Source organism: Ruegeria sp. HKCCD7559, assembly GCF_013110575.1.
Lineage (GTDB): Bacteria > Pseudomonadota > Alphaproteobacteria > Rhodobacterales > Rhodobacteraceae > Ruegeria.
In genome coordinates this window covers 1-19,646 of sequence record NZ_WVQU01000010.1, presented here as the reverse complement: position 1 = coordinate 19,646, position 19,646 = coordinate 1, and the positions used below count along the sequence as shown (strand labels likewise).

The following is a 19,646-nucleotide window of genomic DNA, read 5'->3' as shown; positions in this document are numbered from 1 at the left end:
TGCGCTGCTCAATCCATCAGATTGTGGATCACTGGTGGGTTTTCGCACACTTCTTTGGCGATCTCGACCACGTGGCGATGATGGGTCAGATAGATCGCTTGACCGTTTTGCCCTATCCTCTCCATCAAACGGCACGCAGCACGCGTTCGGTCTTCATCAAATGTTTCGAATATATCATCGCAGAAAAACGGCAACTGAACGCCCTGACTGACCATCTGCTCATATGCCGCCGCACGGAGCGCCAGATAGAGCTGAAACCGTGTTCCCTTCGACATATCCCCAACCTGCTTCGACGTGCCATTGCCATCAACCGCCAACAATATTTCCGACGCTCCTTCCGGCTGGGTCAACAGTTTTTGATAGGCCCCGTTCGTCAATTCAGCGAATGCGCGTTCAGTCGCGGCCATCATTTCACTTCGATGGCGGTCGCGGTATCGGCGGATAGCCTCTTCGGCGACGCGCAGACCAAGATCCCGCTCGACATAGTTCAAAATGGCGTCTTCGATCTGAAGGTGCAGTATCGCGCGACGCTCAACCAGTTCGGCAATTTCCGCGCTGCCGGAAATCGCCCCGAGGTCTTTTTCAGCATTCGCGCGTGCCACCGTCGTTTCTGACAGGGTGTCTTCCACCCGCTTGAGATCACCCGCCAAAGACTGCGCTCGGGCCTCAAGAACAGGTAGCGTGTGCTCCCCAGCTGCGATTCTTGCCTCATCCAGTGTCTCTTTTGAAAGATCGCTGAGGATTTGCTCCTCGATTTCAGCAACCTGCGCTCGGACCCTAATCACGTCTTTGGCCGTGCCTACAGCGTTCCGAAGAGCCTCAAGTGTGCTGACGTCAACCGTATCTGGAAATACGGCCCCAAGTGTCGTCACCGTTCGGTCAATGTCCGCCAATTTGTTACGGCAGTTTTCTCTGAGTTCGGTATGTTCGGCTTTTTTCCCGATCAGCTCAGTGTATCGTCTCTGATCGTCTTGCGCTTTTTCAGCGATTTGCCTGAGCCGGGCAAACGCGTCCAAGGAAGTGCTTTCACCAATTGCAAATTGGGTACTCAGCTCGGCTACCGCCGCCTCGAACTGTCGCTGATCCTCCTGCATCGCAAACACTTGCCGCGCAGCGCTTTGGCGTGTCGCATCCCACTCGCGCAGGTGGCCCAACACGCCCGGAGACGCCGCAAGCCTGTCAGGCGATACCCGTGTGCCGAACAAATCGCCAACCTTGGATCGCCAAATCTCCCCTGCCCGCTCCAAGGCACTGCCAAGATCGTCCTGGCCGCTCTGGCGGCGCTCAAGCTCGCCCTGCAGTTCTGTCAGTTTTTCCGAGGTTTCGCGCAGAACATCTTTGTACGCGCGCTCGGAATCCGCCATGTCCCGGGCCGAAGCCAGCGCAGCATCAAATGTCGGGTCTTCCAAAGGAAGAAGCGGCGCAAGTTGCTGACGTAGACGCTCGGCGCGCTCAATCGTATCCTTGTGTTGCTCGGCAACCTCATTTCGCCGCCTGTGTGCTGCCAGCGCCGCTACGTGCAAATCAACCCAATTCGCAATAGCACGTGGTGACAGTTCGGGTAACCCGATTTTATCGGCGTAATCGATTATTCGGTCCTCAAATTCCTTTGCCTGCGCTGCCCATCCTTCGCGCGCCAACAGGACCCGTTCCTTGCGCGCCTCGGTTTCTGCCTGATCCTGAGTCATCTTCCGAAGCGCACCAAGTTCGGCGGCATGGACCAAACGGCTTGCGTTGATGTCATCCACCCGCGTCATCGCAGGCTCAAAGAGCGCCGCACTTTGTGCTGTCAAATCCGTGCAATGGGCCTGCCACAAGGCATCTCTTTGCGCCTGCGCCTCTTGCGCCTCAGCATCTCCAACAACAGCGGAACCCTCAGCCAGAGCAGATATCTGGGCGGCTTTGATTGCGATAGATTCTTCGTAGTCTTCCAGCCTCTCATCAAGGCGCGCTATCTTTTCCGTAAGCGATCCATGTTGATCGGCGAGGTCCTCTGCGGTTGATCGATCTACCGGGCAGGCAGGCAGCGCCGAAAACGTGCAATCGCCAACCGTAAGTGCGTTCAGGGCATCCCTGGCAGATGCTTCCGCGGACAACATGGCTTGAGAAGCCGTTGCAAATGCAGGGGCCAGCCTATCGGCATCAAAACGCACAAGCAGTTCATGCGCACCGCTTTGAAGTGGCGCGGCTTCTTGTACCTCGCGCAGAGTCTTTTCTGCCTGCGCAACGCGCAGCGCACACTCTCCCAACTCGCGCGCACTGCTATTGCGGGTGGTTACTGCATCCCGCATGTTGCCCCGCAGTTCTTCAAGCGCCGTAATTTCGGCTGCGGACACAACAAAATCACCGACATCCGCATCCTCCGGCGCCCCAAGTTCTGCCACCACCCGTTTCATGTCCGCCTCAACCTCGTCCAGCCTGCGTTGGCGCCGGGGAATGTCCATCGCGGCTGTCAACGTACGGCTGCGCAGCTCGTCAAGGTCGTCCAGCTTTTGAGACAGGTTCAGACGGCTTTCGTCCGGAGGCAGATTCTCGAGTTCCTTTTCGGCTTCGTTCAGGTTGCCTGTCAGGCGCTCCAAATCCGTTTCTGCTTGGCCCCGATCGGCCAGCAGTTTGACCAGCATTTCAGGATCTATGTCGATCCTATCGGGATAATGCGCCTTATCCGCAATCTCGGCTACAAGCCTGTCCAGCTGTGCCAATCTGGGGATCACGCGACGCAAAGCATCGGTTTGGGATTGCTCGACGCGTAGGTCATCGCGCACCTGACGCGCATTTTCCTCGGCGGCCTGAGCAGCCGCGAGCCCATCTTTCAGCTTGCGCCAAGCGGCGGCGCTGACATCCAAGTCCCGAATGTCGCGGTCGATTTCGCTCAACTCTCGTTTCAGTTCGGCAACGCGTGTCGAACTGGATCGTTTTTTGTACAACGCATTTGCCTCAACCCGCGCCTGATCCAGAACCGTATTCAGATCCGCAACACCTGCCGCGGCCGAGAACAACAGCTTGCCGATATCACCACGGGCATTTGCAATCTCTTCACCACCCTTCTCGATTGTATCATCGTCCAGACACAACAGGCTGCGGTAGTCATCGGCCGACAGCCCACCCAAATGCGCGGCAATCGCGGTCTCAGGCAGTATCGCGTCCGCGTCACCCCGCAAGTTGCTATTGCGGGATGGCAACCGGGTGAACAGGCGGGCGTCTCCGTCGATTTCCAGCAACCCCGACACCTTCAGGTTCGCGCGCTGATGTTTGAACCCATAGGTGTCACGATTAGGGAAACCGTAAAGCAACCGCAGATAGGCTTCCATCGTCGTCGTTTTGCCCGCTTCGTTTGGCCCGTAGATCAAATGAAAATCCGATGTGCGGCCAGCGGCCCCGAAGTCCAGAACCTTGCCTGAAAAATGGCCAAAAACATCCAAAGCCAGTCGTTGGATACGCATCAGGAAGACGCCCCCTTCATCTTCGCGATCAGCCGCTGCGCACCGCGTTCGGCAAGATGCAGTACCAGACGGTTGGTTTCGGCTTCATCTGGCAACAGCTCTGTCCGGCGCTGCGGTGGGATTTCTTTCAGAACATCTTCCAGTTCAGTGCGATAGTTTTCCGCAAACCCAGCTTGATCGCGGATGGTCTTCATGATTACGGCCAGTTCATCCGTCGCGCTGTTTGCCGCCTCGTCATTCGCAGACAAATCAAAGACGATCCTGTCCAGCCACAACACCCCGGTTTCGCGGGCATATTGCGCCACAGTATCCATCCAGACATCTTGATCGCGTAAAAGCTGCCAGCGCCGCGGCGTGCGCCCCGAGAGCTTCAGTCGGATGACCGCATCGTCTGAAGCCAAACCGTCGGCGGCGTCACGCAACTTGCGGCGCAGCAGATCACGCAAGGCATCATCCGTTTCGAGGTCCTTCACGTCGACGGGCATTTCCAGAAACTCAACAACCGAAGTCGGCAACTCCTCGATGGTGATTTCGTCCGTGATGCTAATCAGCGTCGCGGATTTTGGCCCGGTTTCACCCATATCCCGCCCCTGCGGCATTCCGGGCATCACCACCCAAGGTGTCTGAGAGTGAATCTGGCGGCGATGGACATGACCCAGCGCCCAATAGTCATATCCTGAAGAGACCAGATCGCCGACACTGCAAGGGGCATAAGGATCGTGCCCCTCGGCCCCGGCCAGCGAACTGTGCAACATGGCAATGTTGACGGCCCCATCCACAGGGCCGGGAAATTTGGGCAGCAAGCTGTCAGGCGCATGGCGGCTGGCGAAACTGACACCGTGAATCCAAACCTCGGGCGACACCTGTACCTTGCCGCCGCGCCCGTCGAATACATGAACGTTGTCCGGCAGGTTCAGCTCACCCGTGACCGGGTTTTCAGCATCGTGGTTACCCTTGATGTAGAAAACCCGGATTCCACATTCGCGCAGACGCTCCAACTGTATCACCAGAAAAGCCGCCGTACGGGCGCTGCGCTCGGCCCCGTCAAACAGGTCTCCTGCAATCAACAGGGCGGTCACTTCTTCAGCAATGGCCGTGTCAACGATCCTGACAAAAGCGGCCCGGCTGGCAGTCTGTACGCGTTCACGCAATTCCGGGTCGCGCAGGGCCAGAGATTTCAGCGGCGAATCCAGATGAACGTCAGCTGTGTGCAGAATCTTCATTGCCCGTCTGGTCCTCGTACCACCGAATGATCTCCTCAATCTGTTGACGCGCTGACCCGCTAACCCGCGACAGGCCAAGGTGGCGGGCCAAATCCCCCGCCGGATCCTCTGACGCCTTCAGGTCCGCGCCGATCTCATCCAGTACAGCAGCGACCTCGGTGCGGGACACATCGCGGATGGCGCGGTTTTCCAGCCCGCGATACGGAATTCGATCCTGATAGGTGCCTGCCAGCCAGACAAACGGAGTGCCGAACTCATCATGCAGTTCAGCCGCACCAAGCGCGTGTTCTACTCTGTCCATAATCCGGCGCCCGGTGCGCTGCCACCCGTGGCGATTTGCGACCTCGCGACCCAGATTGCGCAGCGGCATCGGGGCTTGATCGACCAAAACCTCGTGAACGATCTGCCGCAGAACCCCCAAATACCCAAGATCGAAAAAACGGTCCGGGTCAGCCTTTGGCCCGTCATCTTTGTGCAACTCGGGCGCTTGGACCCTCGAAGCGAAAGTCTGAGACCCATCAACCTCTTCCGGCTTGGGTTCCGGCGGCACGCTGTCGGCCTGAGGCGGCTCGGGCGCGGGCAAGGCCCGCACCTCTGGCAGATCTTCTTCCGCAACCTCAAGTTCTGCTTCCTGCCGCGCCGCGCGGTCTTCCTCCAGCAGTGCCTCCAATCTTTCATGTAATCGGTCAACCACCGCCGCCGGGTCGCGGAACCAGTCGGTCGACCAGATGCGCAGGATCGTCCAACCCAATCCTTCCAGCACCGCCTGCCGCACCTTGTCCCGATCCCGCGCCGTGGCAGAGCTGTGATAGGTGGCCCCGTCACATTCGATCCCGGCCAGATAGGCCCCTGCCCGATCCGGGTTCACGATCCCAAGATCAATGCGGAAGCCCGAGACACCGATCTGGGTCCGCACCTCCCACCCTTTGGCTCGGAACGCCTCGGCAATGGCCTGTTCAAACGGGTTTTCAGCCGGTCCAAGCGATCCTTCCTCGCGCGCGGCCAGCGCAACCGGGCCACGCTCGGCATAGTCCAGAAAGGTTTTCAGATCACGCACCCCGGTCGCCCGGGTGCGCGACAGATCAATCTGATCATGGGTCAGCGAGGCGAACACATGCAATTCGCGCCGGGCCCGCGTGACGGCAACGTTCAGACGCTTTTCGCCGCCATCCGCATTCAACGCGCCGAAGTTCATCGACAATTTACCTGCAAGGTCCGGAGCGAACGTGATCGAAAACAGCATCACATCACGCTCATCCCCTTGAATATTCTCAAGGTTTTTCACGATCACCGGCTCTTCACGCTCTTCTGCAAAGAACCATTCAAGTTCAGGTGCATCGCGCCGCACTTTGTCCAGGAGGTCCAGGATCAGCCCCTGCTGCTGCGCGTTGAAGGTGATCACACCCAGCGTTGGCCGATCCTCCTCGGGGTGGTTCAGCCAAGCGGTCAGACGCTGGCGGATCAACGCCACAATCGCCTTGGCCTCATCCGCATTGGTCCGCCCTGCCCCGCGCGCATAGGTGCCGTCGATCTTGTGGAACGTCACAGCTTCGCTGCCCGTGCTGGGTGCAGGAAAGGTGACAAGGCCACCATCATAGTAGAAGTGGTTCGAGAACGCGATCAGCGCCTCATCCCGGCTGCGATAGTGCCAATCCAGCCTGCGCGTCGGGATCCCTGCGGTCGCCACCTCATCCAGAATTGAAGGCATGTCGCCAATCATCCCTTCGGCGTCCTCCTCAGCCTCATCGCTGCGGCCAAAAAAGTTGGTCGGCGGCAACTGCTTGGGATCGCCTACAATGATCGACTGTTTCGCCCGCGCGATTGCTCCGATGGCATCCCAGGTCGTGATCTGCGACGCTTCGTCAAAAATCACAACGTCGAACGTCGCCTGACCTGCCGGAAGATACTGCGCAATCGACAACGGCGACATCAGCACGCAAGGGGCAAGTTTGGGCAGAACGTCGCCCAGATTCTCCAGCAGAGGCCGGATCGCCATCGAGGGGCGTTTCAGCCCCAACTGATGCCGTAGAACACCCAGTTCCGATTTTCTGGGCACCCCGTCCCTCGCGGGCAGGCGGTGATGAATGCGTCGCATGACTTCGCGCGGAGCATGTTCGGCGACCTCGTCATCCAGCTTACGGAAGGCCGCAACGATATCCTCATGCTCCCAATGCGCGAACTGGCGCAGCGGGTCCGAGGCATCCATAGCCAGAGGCAACCACCATCGGGCATATGCGCTGCGGCATTCGGCGACGGGATCACCTTTCAACTGATCCGCCTCAATTGCATCGACCAGAGGCGTCAGCCCCGCGGCTTTGGCCTTGTTCCGAATGGCAACCCAGCGGGTCCAGTCCGCAAGCCGCCCGCGTTGCGCCAGTGTCTGATCCACGGCCTCCAGAAGATCGCGTAAGGGCAGATCGGTGTCCACCAAGCCGCCAAGCCCAGCGAACTCGGTGATTGTCGCATTCAATGCGCTGTCCGCCGCCTGCCAGTCCTCCATTGCCTGTCGCAACTCGCCCGTGGGTCCTTCCTCCAACGCAGCGATAGTGGCACCGAACGCAACAGTATCGTTGATCTCAGACTGCGCACCGGCCAATGTCGCTCGCAACGAGATCGCCTGAGCCACCCGCCCCTTCAATCTGTGCAGCGACCGGTCTGCGCCGGCGGTATCGGCTACCGGGCTATCCTGCAGCACTGCCAGCTGTTTGCGGCACTCTTCCAACGCTGGCAAATCCCTGCCCGGTTCAACCTGTCCCGAGCTGGCATAGGTTTGCAGCAACTTGCGGGTCTTGCGCTTTTTCAGGGCGGAAAATGGCCAGAACCCCGCCACACCCGCGCGCCATTCCGCATCCAGCTGATCCAACGGCAGGCGTTTCATATTGTCTTCGGTGTAGGACGCGCTGCATTGGTCCTGCGCGTCCATGAACGCAACAAGCGCGGTCTCGAATTGATCCACTTCGGCGTGCAGGTCGCGCTCTGACAGGCGCGGCACCATGCGCAGATCGTCCGCGTCGGGATCAATACGGCGCGACAGACCTGTCAGCAAAGCGCGTCGCTCCGGCATCAGCGTCCGGTCCGGGCTCAATGCTAACTGCCCTGCAAGATCCGAAGATGATCGCATGGCGCGGTCGATACAAGTCCTCAGGGTTTTGACCTGGTCAATGATCTGGTCTTCCCAGGCATGTGACCATTCGGCCTCACCGACCAATGGCAGCGGTGTGCCACCACCTACAGCCATATAGGTACGGCCAAGTTCCTCAGTGATCTCAAGCAACCGGTCAAAGCTGTGCTGATCATGGGCATCTTTATCCGCAAAGGACAGTTTCAACCCTTTTGGCGCTCCCGCCGTCCATGAAATCGCGTCAAAAACCGAAAACCCTTGCGCGCCCTTGGCATGAACCGCCTGCACATAGGTGTTGAGCTGGTCGCGTTTGATCCGCAGCTTCTCGGTGATGTCCAGCCAGTCCTGTTCATTGGTGGCCGAGGCCCTGTCCCATCCCCGGCCAAGCTGCGTCAGAACCCGCTTGCGGTCGGTCTTGTTGGAATGCAGTTCAAGCACCGCGTCGCCCAATCCGTGCGCCTCAAGCCTGCGTTGCACAACATCCAAGGCTGCGGCTTTCTCAGCGACGAACAGCACCGTTTTACCATGGGCAAGACATTGGCAGATGATATTGGCGATGGTCTGGCTTTTGCCGGTGCCCGGCGGGCCAATCAGTACGAAATCCCGCCCCTCAGCCGCCGCAACTACGGCTGACAATTGCGAGCTGTCAGCGGGCAGAGGCGTGACCAGATCCTTGGGCGCAAGCTTGTGATCCATCTGTTCGGCTGGGATCGCGTCCCCTGCCCCGCCCTCAAAGGTCTTGTCAGGGTTGTCGACCAGATGCGCCACCAGCCGGTTATTGCGCAACTGATCGGTGCGCTCGACCAGATCTTTCCACATCAGGTATTTCGAGAAGGAAAAGGTCGAGATCGCGATCTCTTCCACAACCTCGAACCCCGGCACTTCGCGCACCCGCTGGCGCATCCATTCAAAGATACGCGGCAGGTCGATGCCACTGTCGTCGCGGGGCAATTCGCCCTCAAGCTCGGGCAAGGTCAGGTCGAAATCACGCTTGAGAAATTCCAGCAGGGTCGAGTTGAACCGAACCTCGTCTTCATGGTGCAGGATTCTAAAGTCCGACCGCGCCGATTTGCGTTCCAGCTTGATCGGGATCAGCAGCAGCGGCGCGCGATAGCTTCGTTTTTCGCCCTCTCGCTGCCAGCGCAGGAACCCTGCTGCCAGAAACAGAGTATTTGTCCCACCTTCCTGAAGATCGCTCTTGGCTTTTCGAAACAGGGTCAGCAGGCGGTTGTCAGCGTCCTTGCGATCCAGCGGCATCGTGATCTGGCCGCGCTCGAACGCATCTTTCGTTGCGCTGGCGATGATCTCGTCCCTGTCCTGCCGCGACAGCTGACGCTCGCCAATGGGATCATCCTCCATCAGCGGATAGGCGCGGAACGCCTTGTCCGCGGCCAATGCATCCTCCAAAGCGCCAACATCAGGCACCAGGCAAGGCACAGTCTGTTTACTTGGCTTGAAGTTCAGCAGCCGGTTGCGCAGCGACAGGTCCAACAGCTTCGCCTGCCAACGTTCGATCCGTCCTTTGGGCGTGTCGGGAACTTGTTCGATCACTTCGGACGGCAACAGGCCAAAGTCGATAGGGTCCGGTAGTTTCGTGGGGGCAGCCTCAATATGCTCGGCCACACCGGCATCAGCCGCCACGTGGCTGGCCAGCGGACGGATCCGGGCCGAGCGCGCGCGGGTGATGTCAACAGCCATCAGGAATTCCTGCTCACGATCCTCGGACACACGGGACCGCCCGGCTTCGACCGCCTGTTCAAATCCGGCAGTCGGGCGTTGGGTCAACAGGGTGGTTTCAACCGGAATGAACTCTTTCGCGTGAGTCGCCTTGCGCACGGTGATCACGTCCGGCTCGGTCACGTGCCCAAAATCCCGATTGGTGATCCAGACCCCGGCCCAGGCGTGACCGCGACTAAACAGGACAACAGGATGCAACCCCGCCTGTTCCCACGCAGCGGCCAATAGCAGCGAACTGTCCAGACACGTGGCCAGCCCCTCGCTGCGAATTCGTTCGGGCGCACGGATTTTCTGCCCCTCAACCTCGAACGATGCAGGCGGGTTGGCATAAGTCAGCCCCATACCGGTCACGGCCGACCAGATTGCGCCAGCGATCATCCATGCGCGCTGCGGGTCACCGGATTGATATCCCTCAAGCGAGCCATCGTGCCCACTGCGTTCCAGCAACAGCGACGCCTCCTTGAGGATCGCCGCCACCACGGGATCGTTCGGAGATACAAAGGCTGCCAGCAGCCGGTCCATGTCACCCAGCCCGCCCCATTGATCGCGGGCCAGCAGCTCCAGAGGCAGAGTTTCTGACGACAACGGACCATCGTCCGTCGAAGCCGTCAGGGTCAGAGATCCGATTTCCGTTTCATTGAGACCGGCCAGTTTCTGTACGTCCAGAGGCGTCGCCAGATCGCCCAGTTCAAAACTCCCCATCGGGGACAACCGGTCGATGATCCAGGTCCTCGATTTTATCACAGCGGGCTGTGCGGTGAGGGTTATCTGGATGTTATCCAGCGGGCCATCGGTCATATTGGTGATCGACAGCGTCTTGAGAACGGGGATGTCATTCTGTGCAGAGGCGAAGTTTACCTTTTTAGCCATGTCAAATTGCAGGCTGGTAGAAGGGGCTATCGTCTCGATTGTTTCGGCCGAAGTGTTGTCAGCTGTCGAGGATTGAGAATGATCTGTGGTCATAAGTCTTTATGTTTAAATTTTCTGATGCGATCGAGAAACGCGCTTGCCGATCTGGAATGATGGTAAATAACCTGTAATACATGTATCACTCTGTAACTTTGCGCAGGATACGTGGGGAATACCGTTGTGCAAGTGGTAAGCTCTTGAAATCCAATTCATAGTGGCCACAAAAGCGCTTGAAAATCTAGCTTCGTCAGTTTCCCTGCCACAATAATAGCTTACACCATTGTTTTTACGGCATTTTTCAAGTTGTCAGCTGACAATTCTCCGATTTCCCTTTGTTTTCCAAGGCCTTCAGCATTGGTATGCATGAAAATGTGCCCTTCTGCGCTTTTTGCGTCAGCTTGCGCAAGTAGGCGCCAGGGCTTCGGATGTCTTGCAGACGTTCAAGAATGCAAAGGACAGATATTGCCGCGGTTGCAGCTCCCATACGGACTCGCGCTTCGTTGAAGACCGGAGGATCAATCCCAATCATGGGCGACAGTTTCTCAGCAACTGTTACCAACTCTGCCCATCCCGTGATCGGCTTGGGATAGTAGTCCTGAAACTCGGTGCATATATCGAGAACGATATGAAGATTGGCGTCATCGTTTTTTTTGTCAGCCGGAATTTGCGAGTCCGAGGCCTGTTCTTCAGAGTCAAATTTAGATTCAGATGAATCCTGTATGTGCCGCTCATTTTGATTGTCAGGGCCGCTCAATTGAATGGTTCGCAATTCAGGCTGGTGGATAGCATTGCCTGTGTTTTGGTCGGCTGTGTCTTCCATTTCCTGGGTCAATTTATGCAGCGATTGTTCGGAGGACTTGCGACGCAGGATCAGGCGTGCGTTTTCGATCAGCGCGGTAAAGCGGCTGTCATTCAGAGCAATCAGCTGTTGCCGTGCCAGAGCGATCCGGTCACGCAGAGTTCTAATGCGTTCAGCGCGGCGGGTGGCGCGTTCAGCGGTCAGGAAAATCTGATCGGCATGACCGTTCAGCGGGGACAGGTCAAAGCCGAAAGCCAGTTCGACCCCCTGCCCTACCCGTCGGGCATATCGTTTGCGGTTGGGGCTGTCGTGACGGTTGACAAGACCCAGCTGCACCAGCCGCGCCAGATGGCGGCGCAGGGTGCTTTCGGGCATCCCGTTCAGGCGTTCGGACAGGGTGCGGTTCGCGGGAAACACAACCGCCCTGCCCGGTTCGGTCGGAATGTCCCGGTCTGGCAGAAAGGTCAGCAAGGCTTTCAGCACAGTCAATGTACGATGAGAGATGTCGAAATCCGCTGAGGCCGTGGTCAGCGCGGACAGCACTTCCCATTTGTCGACAGACGACAGGGCAAAACTTGCCCCTCGCCCAAAGTCACTTTGGGACGCATGTTTCATATTTTTTTCACGAAACACAAAAAATCCCTGCCCCGCGCAGCGCGCAGAGTTGACAGGACCGATTCGGAGGGGCTATTTCAAAGGTGCTAAGATTGAAAAGGGCCTTCCGGGATCATCTGTCCTGGGGGGCTTTTTTTGTGGTCTGCTCGTGCCTCCTGTGGTTGCTTCTCTGTGGTCTTAGTCTTCCGACCGTTCGTTTTTCCAGCGGTCGTGAAGTTCGGTGATCAGGGTCTCGGCATTTGTTTCGAACCAGGCGTCAAAGCCGTCTGCCGTGCGCGACGGAATGTTCAGGGTCACGCCGCGATTTGTCAGCCGGACATCGGCCAGAGCCTTGCCCGCGGCGTCACGCAAAGTGCGCGGTTTGGCTGCTGCTGGTTTGCTGGCGCTTGGTTTCTTCTGCACGTGTTTCAGGACCGCCTCAAACCGTTGATCCGAGTCCAGTGTCAGAAACTCGGGGCGGTTCATGAAAGTGCTGGCGCGGCTGGTGGCGGCTTTGTCTTTCAGGGCCTCGGCCAGTGTCATCCAACGGTCGCGGCCAATTTTGGGCGCAGACCCGATCTGGCGCAGGAAGGGCAAGGAGAATGCCGTCCCAACCTTGAGCATGCGCGTCACCATCGGCTGGTCGATCGACAGGGCCGCCGCGATGGTCTCGCGGTCGTAATCAGCCTCTTTCAACTGCGCGGCAAAGCTGGCCTTTTCGATAAAGGACAGATCCTGACGCGAGGTGTTCTCCTGTCCCTGCGCCAGAACCAGCGCGTGGTCGTCCAGTTGCCGGACCATCGCCTTGACCGGCTGGCCAAGCTCTTTCAGCGCCATCAGGCGGCGGCGGCCATAGACGATTTCGAACCGGCCCGGTTCTTTGGCGTGCGGTCGCAATAGGATCGGAACCTGCTGCCCATAAGTGCGCAGGCTTTCGACCAGTTGTCGCTGTGCCTCGCTGTCCATCCCCAACCGGTCTTTCAGCCCAGCATCGTCGATCAGGGCGCAGTCGATCTCTTGCACCGCGTTTTCCTGTAGTTTCGACAAGGAAGACTGCAAGGCGCCAACCGCGCCGCGTGGCATCATCCGGGGCTTTTCGGGTTTTGCAGCCCCGCCGGATTGGTTCAGGTTGGTTGTCAGAATGCCTTTACGTGCCATCAGCGCCCCCATGCATGTTGAAGCAACGACTCGATCTCGTCATTGACAAGATTCAATGAGTCTACCGCACGATCATAGGTGTTGCGGTGAAATTGGCTGCGTTCGACCTCGTATACCGTCTGCTGAGTTAGTCCAGCATCGGAAATCGCGGTGGATTTCAGCATCGGCGCAACCATGACCTCATTTCCGAACAACTGCCGCAGGAAGGCGACAACCTGTTGCTGGGGTCCGTCGCTGGGTTCATAGCGATTGATTAGAAACCGCAGAAAGTCGAAATCCATCGGCGCACCCGCTTCGGCGACCACGTCCAACAACTCCGCGCTCATTTGCAGGAACTGGGACATCGAGGCGATGTCCAGCATATTGGGCACGACTGTAATCAGCACCCCGGTCGATGCACACAGCGCGGACATGGTCAGATAGCCCAGTTGCGGCGGGCAATCGAAGATGATCACGTCGTAATTGTCCTCGACTTCCTGAAGGGCGGTCGCCATCCGGGAAAAGAACGCAGGCTGCACGTTGTTCAGCAATGCCTGCGGGGTCTCGTGCTCGAATTCCTGCAGGATCAAACCGGCCGGGGCCAGATCAATACCGGTGAAAAAGGTTTTCTGGATGATGCTGGAGAGGGGCAGGGGGTCTTCGTATCGGATGGCGTCGTAGATCGTACCTGATTGAAGAAAGTCGTATTCAGGGCGATAGCCAAACAGAGTGGTCAAAGACGCCTGAGGGTCAATATCGACGGTAAGAACCCGGTATCCTTTCAAGGCCAAACGCTGTGCTGTGTGGATTGCACTGGTCGTTTTGCCCGATCCGCCCTTGAAGTTGAGAAAGGACAGAACCTGCACCTTGTCACCCGTCTGGCGGCCTTTCAGATAAGTCCCAGTTGTCTTTGCGGTCGACTCCAGCTCTTCGCGTATGGTTAGCAGGTCTTCAGCGGAATAGTGGCGACGACCACCTGGGGTGGTATGTACATCAGGGATTCGGCTGTCGAAGTGCAGTTTGCGCAGAAAGCTGGGTGAGATACCCAGCAGACCGGCGGCTTCTCCGGCGCTGAACAGTCGAAGCTCTTTGCGCGCGTCGGGCGCAAACACTGTCATCATGTGGCTTTCCAAAGCCGCAGTCAGATTCTCAGCGTTCTCGCGAACACGCTGATTGATGTGGATAGGTTCAGCCACGTCTGCCCTCTTTCAGTAACGCTGTTTTTCGCCAACGCTGTTTTTATCGTTTTTTACGCAAGAAGGGGGTGGTTTGGCAACAACTTCTTCAATGTCGAGATATCGCAGGGTCTGCAATATATAGTAGAGGAGCGGCTTTTCAAAACAATACACGACGCAAAGCATTGAAAGGAATAAATAATTGTGAATCCCCATGGAATTCATGGAAAATCTCGTGAAACATCAGTGATAGTCTCGGATCAAGCTTTGAAACAGACGTTCGGGAATCATCCTAAGGCGGGGAAGAGGGCGAACACGGGCAGGATTCGCAGGTTTCCTTTGGTGGCAAAAGACATTATATTATCCTTAGATGATAAAATTAGCGCGAAAGGGCAATATATTGACCTTTAGCTTTGAGACCCCGACACCTGGCTCGGTGCAGGACAAGATTCGTTTTTCTGCCCGCGGTCTGCGCCTGGCTCATAACATGACACAGCAGGCTTTGGCCGAAAAATCGGGCGTGCCGCTGTCGACACTGAAACGGTTTGAACAAAGTGGCGAGATTTCACTGGCGGCACTTTTGGCGATTGCCGGGGCGTTGGGCGCGCTGGACGTATTCGAAGATCTGTTTCCAAAGCCAGCAGCTTCGTCACTGGAGGAATTGGGGTCCGCAAGGGCTGACCGCAAGCGGGCCGGAAAAAGGCAGGGCTGATGGCTGATCGTCTGAACATCGAACTGGACTTTGGAGATCATCGGCGTGTGGTTGGACAGGTGGCGTGGGTCAAGGACCAGCGACGTGCCGCCATTGAATGGGCGCCGGAGTTCGTCGCAAACCCGTTGCCGATTTCGCCATATGCGATCCGATCCTGGCAGGGGTTGCATTTTGGCGACCATACTCCGTTTGATGGGCTGCCGGGTGTCCTGGCGGATTCACTGCCTGATGGCTGGGGCCGCTTGCTGATTGACCGTGAGATGGCACGGCGGGGCAGGGCGGTTCATGAGCTGACGCCAGTAAACCGTCTGGCCATAGTCGGCCAGTACGGCATGGGGGCGCTTTGCTATCATCCCGAAGAGGAACTGACCAAACAGGAAGATATCGACCTGGATTGGTTCGCTAAAACTGCCCAGCATATCGAACAGGACTTGTCTGTCGAGGACCTGTCCCGGCTTCGCGCAGGCAGTGGCGGCTCGGCCGGGGCGCGGCCAAAATTTGTCGCCTTGGTGAACACAGAAACCGGCATGTTGCGGGATCATCGCAACGGGGCAGGGGAGGGGTTCAGCCATTACCTCATAAAATTCCGATCCTCGTCCGACCCGTCCAGCGCCGCGCGTGAGGAACAAGCCTATGCGGAAATGGCGCGCGCGGCTGGAATCAACATGTCGGACACACGATTGCTTTCGACCGGTTCGGGTGAAGACCTGTTCGCAACCCTTCGCTTTGATCGACCCGAGGGTCGGCGGCTGCATATGCACACGGTCGCGGGTATTCTGAACGCCGATTTCACCGCACCGGTTGTGGACTATGAAACCTTGTTGAAACTGACCTATTTCATGACCAACCATCAGGGTGACGTTGAAGAGATGTTTCGGCGTATGGTCTTCAACGTTCTAACCCACAACCGCGATGACCACATCAAGAACCACGCCTTCCTGATGGACCATCACGGAACATGGCGCCTGACGCCCGCATATGACCTGAGCTTTTCCGACGGCCCTGGCGGCGAACATCATCTGAGTGTGAATGGAAACGGCAGGAACCCGACTCATGAAGATTTGGTTGCAGCAGGAGAGGGGTGCGGCATTCGAAAACGACGCGTGCTTGAAATCATCGAGCAAGTGCGCCATGCGGCGAAACAGTGGCCAGTCTTTGCAGATGTAAGTGGAGTTCCTGAAGAACGAAGTAGAGAGATAGTAAAAAGACTGAATTCGGTCGGCAAAAGTTGATCAAGGCGGCCCCGACTTCTTTGGTGTGATTGCAGCTCTGTGCGCATTTCCTCGCAAAATCAATTAAACATGATAAGCGATACTTATCGAGTGTAACTTGAAACTGATAGCGCAACAAAAGTAACGAGCAAAAGTAACAGATTTTGCGCGTAAAGTAGGTAGAGGGCTTGCGGAATAATAAAATCGGAGGTTCTGTCGCAGGTCTGTAAACCAATTGGCATCGACATTGCGCTGGAACCGTTGGCAAACTAAATGAAATGAACAGATATTTTGCCACTGAATTGCCTTTCTGGAAGTTTGCCAGAAACACGCTGATCGTCAGTTGCCTTGCGTTGTTTCCGCTGTTGGCCATCTTCGTTTTGCGCACGCCGGGCTTTGCGACGCACCTCCTGAACAGTGGTCCCGCGTTTGTTCGGTTTTTGCGTCAGGTGGTGACGAATGGGTTGCCGGTCGTTTTCCTTTTAAATTATCTCAGCTTTTTTCTTTTCGCCGTTGGGGTAAGGGCGCGGGGCAGGGGGGCCATCCCGGCCCGGTATCTGCTAATTGACCTGCTGCTACGGGCCGTCCTGTTCATCGCGCTGCACGCGCTGATCTACGCGCTTTCGGCAGACTGGTTCGGGTCTTTCGGCGGTGATCCCGTAGTGGCGTTGCGGGTAGTCGGTCCGACGCTGGTACGCTCCGCCTACTTCGAGAACATCTCAGGCGTTTACCTGTACGCCACGCTGGTCGGAGCGCTGCCGCTATACCTATCCGTCGTTCAGAGCCAGATCGCCCACGGTACTGGATTTGCAGCCCAACTGGCACGTCGCGTACCTGGGCGCGGCGGACCTGTGACATTGGCCCTGCTACTGATGGCGGTGTCAGTGGTCGTTCTGACCACCGCGGCGGCGCTGATTGTCCGTTTACAGTCGGTTTGGGGCTGAAGGGTCAGAACGCCCTGCGTATCGCGAAGGAGACTGCGTAATCGCGTTCAAGCTGGGGCCCATCCAGATCTTGATACACAGGGATCACGCCCTCGATACCCAGGCGCGTGCCCGCCAAAACGCCCGACCCCGGCACAAGGTAATTCACTCCGATTCCGATACTCAGAAACTGGCCGCCGCGCAGGGTCGGATCAGCGGTGGGCACCATGCCTGGGTTCAGGCGCGCATCCGACCCGTCAATGTTTTCCACGATGTCGCCGACCACCCGCAACGAGGAGCTGAACTGGTCATTCCAGCGCCGTGCACCCCAAACTGTTGCTGAATAGACGTCACCCAAGGTGTAACCGGCATCATTCTCACCCATCCGGATCACGGCGGCCAGCTGGGCGCCCCAAGACCAATCCGCGTTCTGGCCCGTATAGGTGACGCCCGGCAGCAGGTCGTAGGTGCCTGAACCCAGTTGCATGGGGTAGGGCAGCAGCTGGTCCGGCCCAGCTGGCGTGGTGTCGGTCTCGTCTATCGAGCCAGTCGGCAGACTGAGGCCAAGAGATAGTTCCAGCACCTGCCCGTCGGATTTGTAGATATCATATCCGCCGATGATCTTCAGATCGCCAAACCCCTGTGCCCTGGTCTTAAAGGTCTGGCCCATGCGGGTCTGGTGCTTCATCGTCTTGCGGGTATAGGGCAGCATCGCCATCACCGAGATCTCGTCGGTCACACCGTACATCAGGCCGACCATCGCCATGTTCATGCTCATGCTGAGCGGCGCGATCGGATACTGCGACAGAACGTTCGAGGTAGACAGCGACTGCGTTCCGGTACGATTTCCGTCCATCTCCATGTTCATGTAAGAGAACACAGGCATCAAAACACCCTCGGGTGGATGCATACCGCCAACGACACCCGTTGGCGGCACCGCGTCGGGGCGCATCATCCTGGACATGCTTCCCATACCTGACATGTTGCTGGAGGCTTGCGGGTTCATCGCCACGTTGTCAGCCGGACGGGTTTCCGGTTGGGCCATGGCAGTTGACCCAAGGCTCAGCCCCCCAGCCAGTATTACAGCCTGGAGGCGTTGCCAGACGCACGTAATCTTGCTGTTGCTCCGTGTCATGATGCCCTCGTGTTCGTTTGTTTCCTGAGTCCCTGCCCTGAAAACAAAGTGTTCGGTACGTCCATCGGTGAAGTCGAAATGGTGGGGGTCTCCAGCGCTGGAAGGTCAAGGCCGCCGGCCAGATTTGCGCTCGTCAAGCATGCATCAGCCGAAGGGGGTGCGGCAATAATGCGCTTGACCCTCCAGCGCTGGATTGTCGGACAAGGCCGCAAAACCGGAAATCCGGAGGGATTGGAATGATACCGGAAATCGGGCAGTTCGCCCTGGCGCTTGCCCTGGCCGTGTCCTTGGTGCAAAGCGTATTTCCCTTGATTGGAGCAGCACGGAACAATGTCATGTGGATGCGATCGGCATCTGCGACCTCGGTCCTACTGACAGCGCTGGTTGCTATCGCCTTCGCCGCTCTGATGTGGTCCTTCGTGGTCAGCGATTTCACTGTGCTAAATGTGGCCAGCAATTCTCATTCGCTGAAACCGATGCTTTTCAAGGTGGCTGCGACCTGGGGTAGCCACGAAGGGTCGCTGCTGTTGTGGATTCTGATATTGGTGATTTTCGGGCTGGGTGTGTCTCTGTTGGCTCGGAACATCCCACTGAAACTCAAGGCGCGCACTCTGGCAGTGCAGGCCTGGATCAGCGCGGGGTTCCTGTCATTCATGCTGTTCACCTCGAACCCGTTTGACCGGGTGTTTCCGGCACCGCTGGATGGTCAGGATTTAAATCCGCTGTTGCAGGATGTCGGCCTGGCTATGCACCCGCCGTTCCTATACCTGGGTTACGTCGGCTTCTCTATCGTATTTTCTTTCGCCGTGGCTGCCCTGATTGAGGGGCGGGTCGATCCGGCATGGGCGCGGTGGGTCCGACCCTGGACATTGGCGGCCTGGGTGTTTCTGACACTTGGTATCGTTCTGGGCAGCTGGTGGGCCTATTACGAACTGGGTTGGGGCGGCTGGTGGTTCTGGGATCCGGTCGAGAATGTCTCGTTTATGCCCTGGCTTGCTGGCACAGCGCTGTTCCATTCGGCCATTGTGACCGAAAAGCGCGGCAGCTTCAAAAGTTGGACGATCCTACTGGCCGTTTTGACCTTCTCGTTGTCCTTGTTGGGGACATTCATTGTCCGCTCAGGCTTGCTTACATCGGTCCATGCGTTTTCGGTCGATCCCGAACGCGGCATTTACATCTTGGCGCTGTTGGCTGTCGCGATCGGTGGTTCATTGACGCTGTTTGCCATACGCGCACCGGAGATGGAGGGCGGCGGTCTTTTTGCCCCGATCAGCCGCGAGGCCGGTTTGCTTATTAACAACCTGCTGCTGGCCACCGCAACGGCGACGGTTCTATTCGGTACGCTTTATCCGCTTTTGCTTGAGGCTGTGACAGGTGAAAAGATTTCGGTTGGACCACCTTATTACAACGCCAGTTTCGTGCCGATCATGCTGGTTCTAGTCGTTGTAATGGGGATTGGGCCGCTGTTGTCATGGAAGCGGGCGGATTTGCGCGGTGTTCTGTCCCGGCTCAAATGGGTGGCCGGGG

General features: G+C 57.6%; 11 protein-coding genes. 4 read left to right on the top strand and 7 right to left on the bottom strand.

The features are described 5' to 3' along the window. Positions 1–8 precede the first annotated feature (8 nt). From GS605_RS18705 to repA, 6 genes are all read right to left on the bottom strand, one after another. Entirely contained in the window at positions 9–3,443 is a 3,435-nt protein-coding gene (locus GS605_RS18705; RefSeq protein ID WP_171724954.1) for a YhaN family protein, read from the bottom strand. Next, positions 3,443–4,666 carry a DNA repair exonuclease gene (locus tag GS605_RS18700; protein ID WP_171724953.1) on the bottom strand — a complete coding sequence of 408 codons (1,224 nt, stop codon included), beginning with the start codon at positions 4,664–4,666 and terminating at the stop codon, positions 3,443–3,445. Before GS605_RS18700 ends, GS605_RS18705 begins: the two co-directional genes overlap by 1 nt. Beyond that, positions 4,644–10,394 (bottom strand): DUF3320 domain-containing protein, encoded by a 5,751-nt coding sequence (locus tag GS605_RS18695; protein WP_253283350.1) that lies wholly within the window; start codon positions 10,392–10,394, stop codon positions 4,644–4,646. Before GS605_RS18695 ends, GS605_RS18700 begins: the two co-directional genes overlap by 23 nt. Positions 10,395–10,731: 337 nt before the next feature. Then, positions 10,732–11,847, bottom strand: a complete 1,116-nt coding sequence (repC, locus tag GS605_RS18690; RefSeq protein ID WP_171724951.1) for a plasmid replication protein RepC — start codon at positions 11,845–11,847, stop codon at positions 10,732–10,734. A 177-nt stretch (positions 11,848–12,024) separates the two neighbouring features. Next, the gene (repB, locus tag GS605_RS18685; protein ID WP_171724950.1) at positions 12,025–12,984 is read right to left on the bottom strand and encodes a plasmid partitioning protein RepB; all 960 of its coding nucleotides are present in this window, start codon (positions 12,982–12,984) and stop codon (positions 12,025–12,027) included. Next, positions 12,984–14,159, bottom strand: a complete 1,176-nt coding sequence (gene repA, locus GS605_RS18680; protein WP_171724949.1) for a plasmid partitioning protein RepA — start codon at positions 14,157–14,159, stop codon at positions 12,984–12,986. Before repA ends, repB begins: the two co-directional genes overlap by 1 nt. Before the next feature lie 379 nt (positions 14,160–14,538). On the opposite strand from repA, the gene GS605_RS18675 reads away from it, so the two are divergent. The 3 genes from GS605_RS18675 (at position 14,539) to GS605_RS18665 (ending at position 17,005) form a co-directional block, all read left to right on the top strand. Continuing rightward, positions 14,539–14,850 carry a helix-turn-helix transcriptional regulator gene (locus tag GS605_RS18675; RefSeq protein ID WP_253283349.1) on the top strand — a complete coding sequence of 104 codons (312 nt, stop codon included), beginning with the start codon at positions 14,539–14,541 and terminating at the stop codon, positions 14,848–14,850. Continuing rightward, a complete protein-coding gene (locus GS605_RS18670) occupies positions 14,850–16,082 on the top strand; it encodes a type II toxin-antitoxin system HipA family toxin (RefSeq protein ID WP_171724947.1) in 1,233 nt (410 codons plus the stop codon). The genes GS605_RS18675 and GS605_RS18670 overlap by 1 nt, the downstream gene beginning before the upstream one ends. A 257-nt stretch (positions 16,083–16,339) precedes the next feature. Next, entirely contained in the window at positions 16,340–17,005 is a 666-nt protein-coding gene (locus GS605_RS18665; protein ID WP_050605729.1) for a hypothetical protein, read from the top strand. Between the two features lie 4 nt (positions 17,006–17,009). Here GS605_RS18665 and GS605_RS18660 read toward each other — a convergent pair whose 3' ends face one another. Further along, on the bottom strand, positions 17,010–18,119 hold the full coding sequence (locus tag GS605_RS18660; protein ID WP_170417865.1) for a transporter: 1,110 nt from the start codon (positions 18,117–18,119) through the stop codon (positions 17,010–17,012). Positions 18,120–18,355: 236 nt separating this feature from the next. On the opposite strand from GS605_RS18660, the gene GS605_RS18655 reads away from it, so the two are divergent. Further along, positions 18,356–19,646: heme lyase CcmF/NrfE family subunit (locus tag GS605_RS18655; RefSeq protein WP_171724946.1), on the top strand; the 1,291-nt coding region annotated here is incomplete at its 3' end.

What these genes read in the sequence shown, in the direction of transcription:
- GS605_RS18705 (WP_171724954.1), bottom strand. Translation starts at nt 3,443, where the DNA reads ATGCGTATCCAACGACTGGCTTTGGATGTTTTTGGCCATTTTTCAGGC.
- GS605_RS18700 (WP_171724953.1), bottom strand. Translation starts at nt 4,666, where the DNA reads ATGAAGATTCTGCACACAGCTGACGTTCATCTGGATTCGCCGCTGAAA.
- GS605_RS18695 (WP_253283350.1), bottom strand. Translation starts at nt 10,394, where the DNA reads ATGGCTAAAAAGGTAAACTTCGCCTCTGCACAGAATGACATCCCCGTT.
- repC (WP_171724951.1), bottom strand. Translation starts at nt 11,847, where the DNA reads ATGAAACATGCGTCCCAAAGTGACTTTGGGCGAGGGGCAAGTTTTGCC.
- repB (WP_171724950.1), bottom strand. Translation starts at nt 12,984, where the DNA reads ATGGCACGTAAAGGCATTCTGACAACCAACCTGAACCAATCCGGCGGG.
- GS605_RS18670 (WP_171724947.1), top strand. Translation starts at nt 14,850, where the DNA reads ATGGCTGATCGTCTGAACATCGAACTGGACTTTGGAGATCATCGGCGT.
- GS605_RS18665 (WP_050605729.1), top strand. Translation starts at nt 16,340, where the DNA reads ATGAACAGATATTTTGCCACTGAATTGCCTTTCTGGAAGTTTGCCAGA.
- GS605_RS18660 (WP_170417865.1), bottom strand. Translation starts at nt 18,119, where the DNA reads ATGACACGGAGCAACAGCAAGATTACGTGCGTCTGGCAACGCCTCCAG.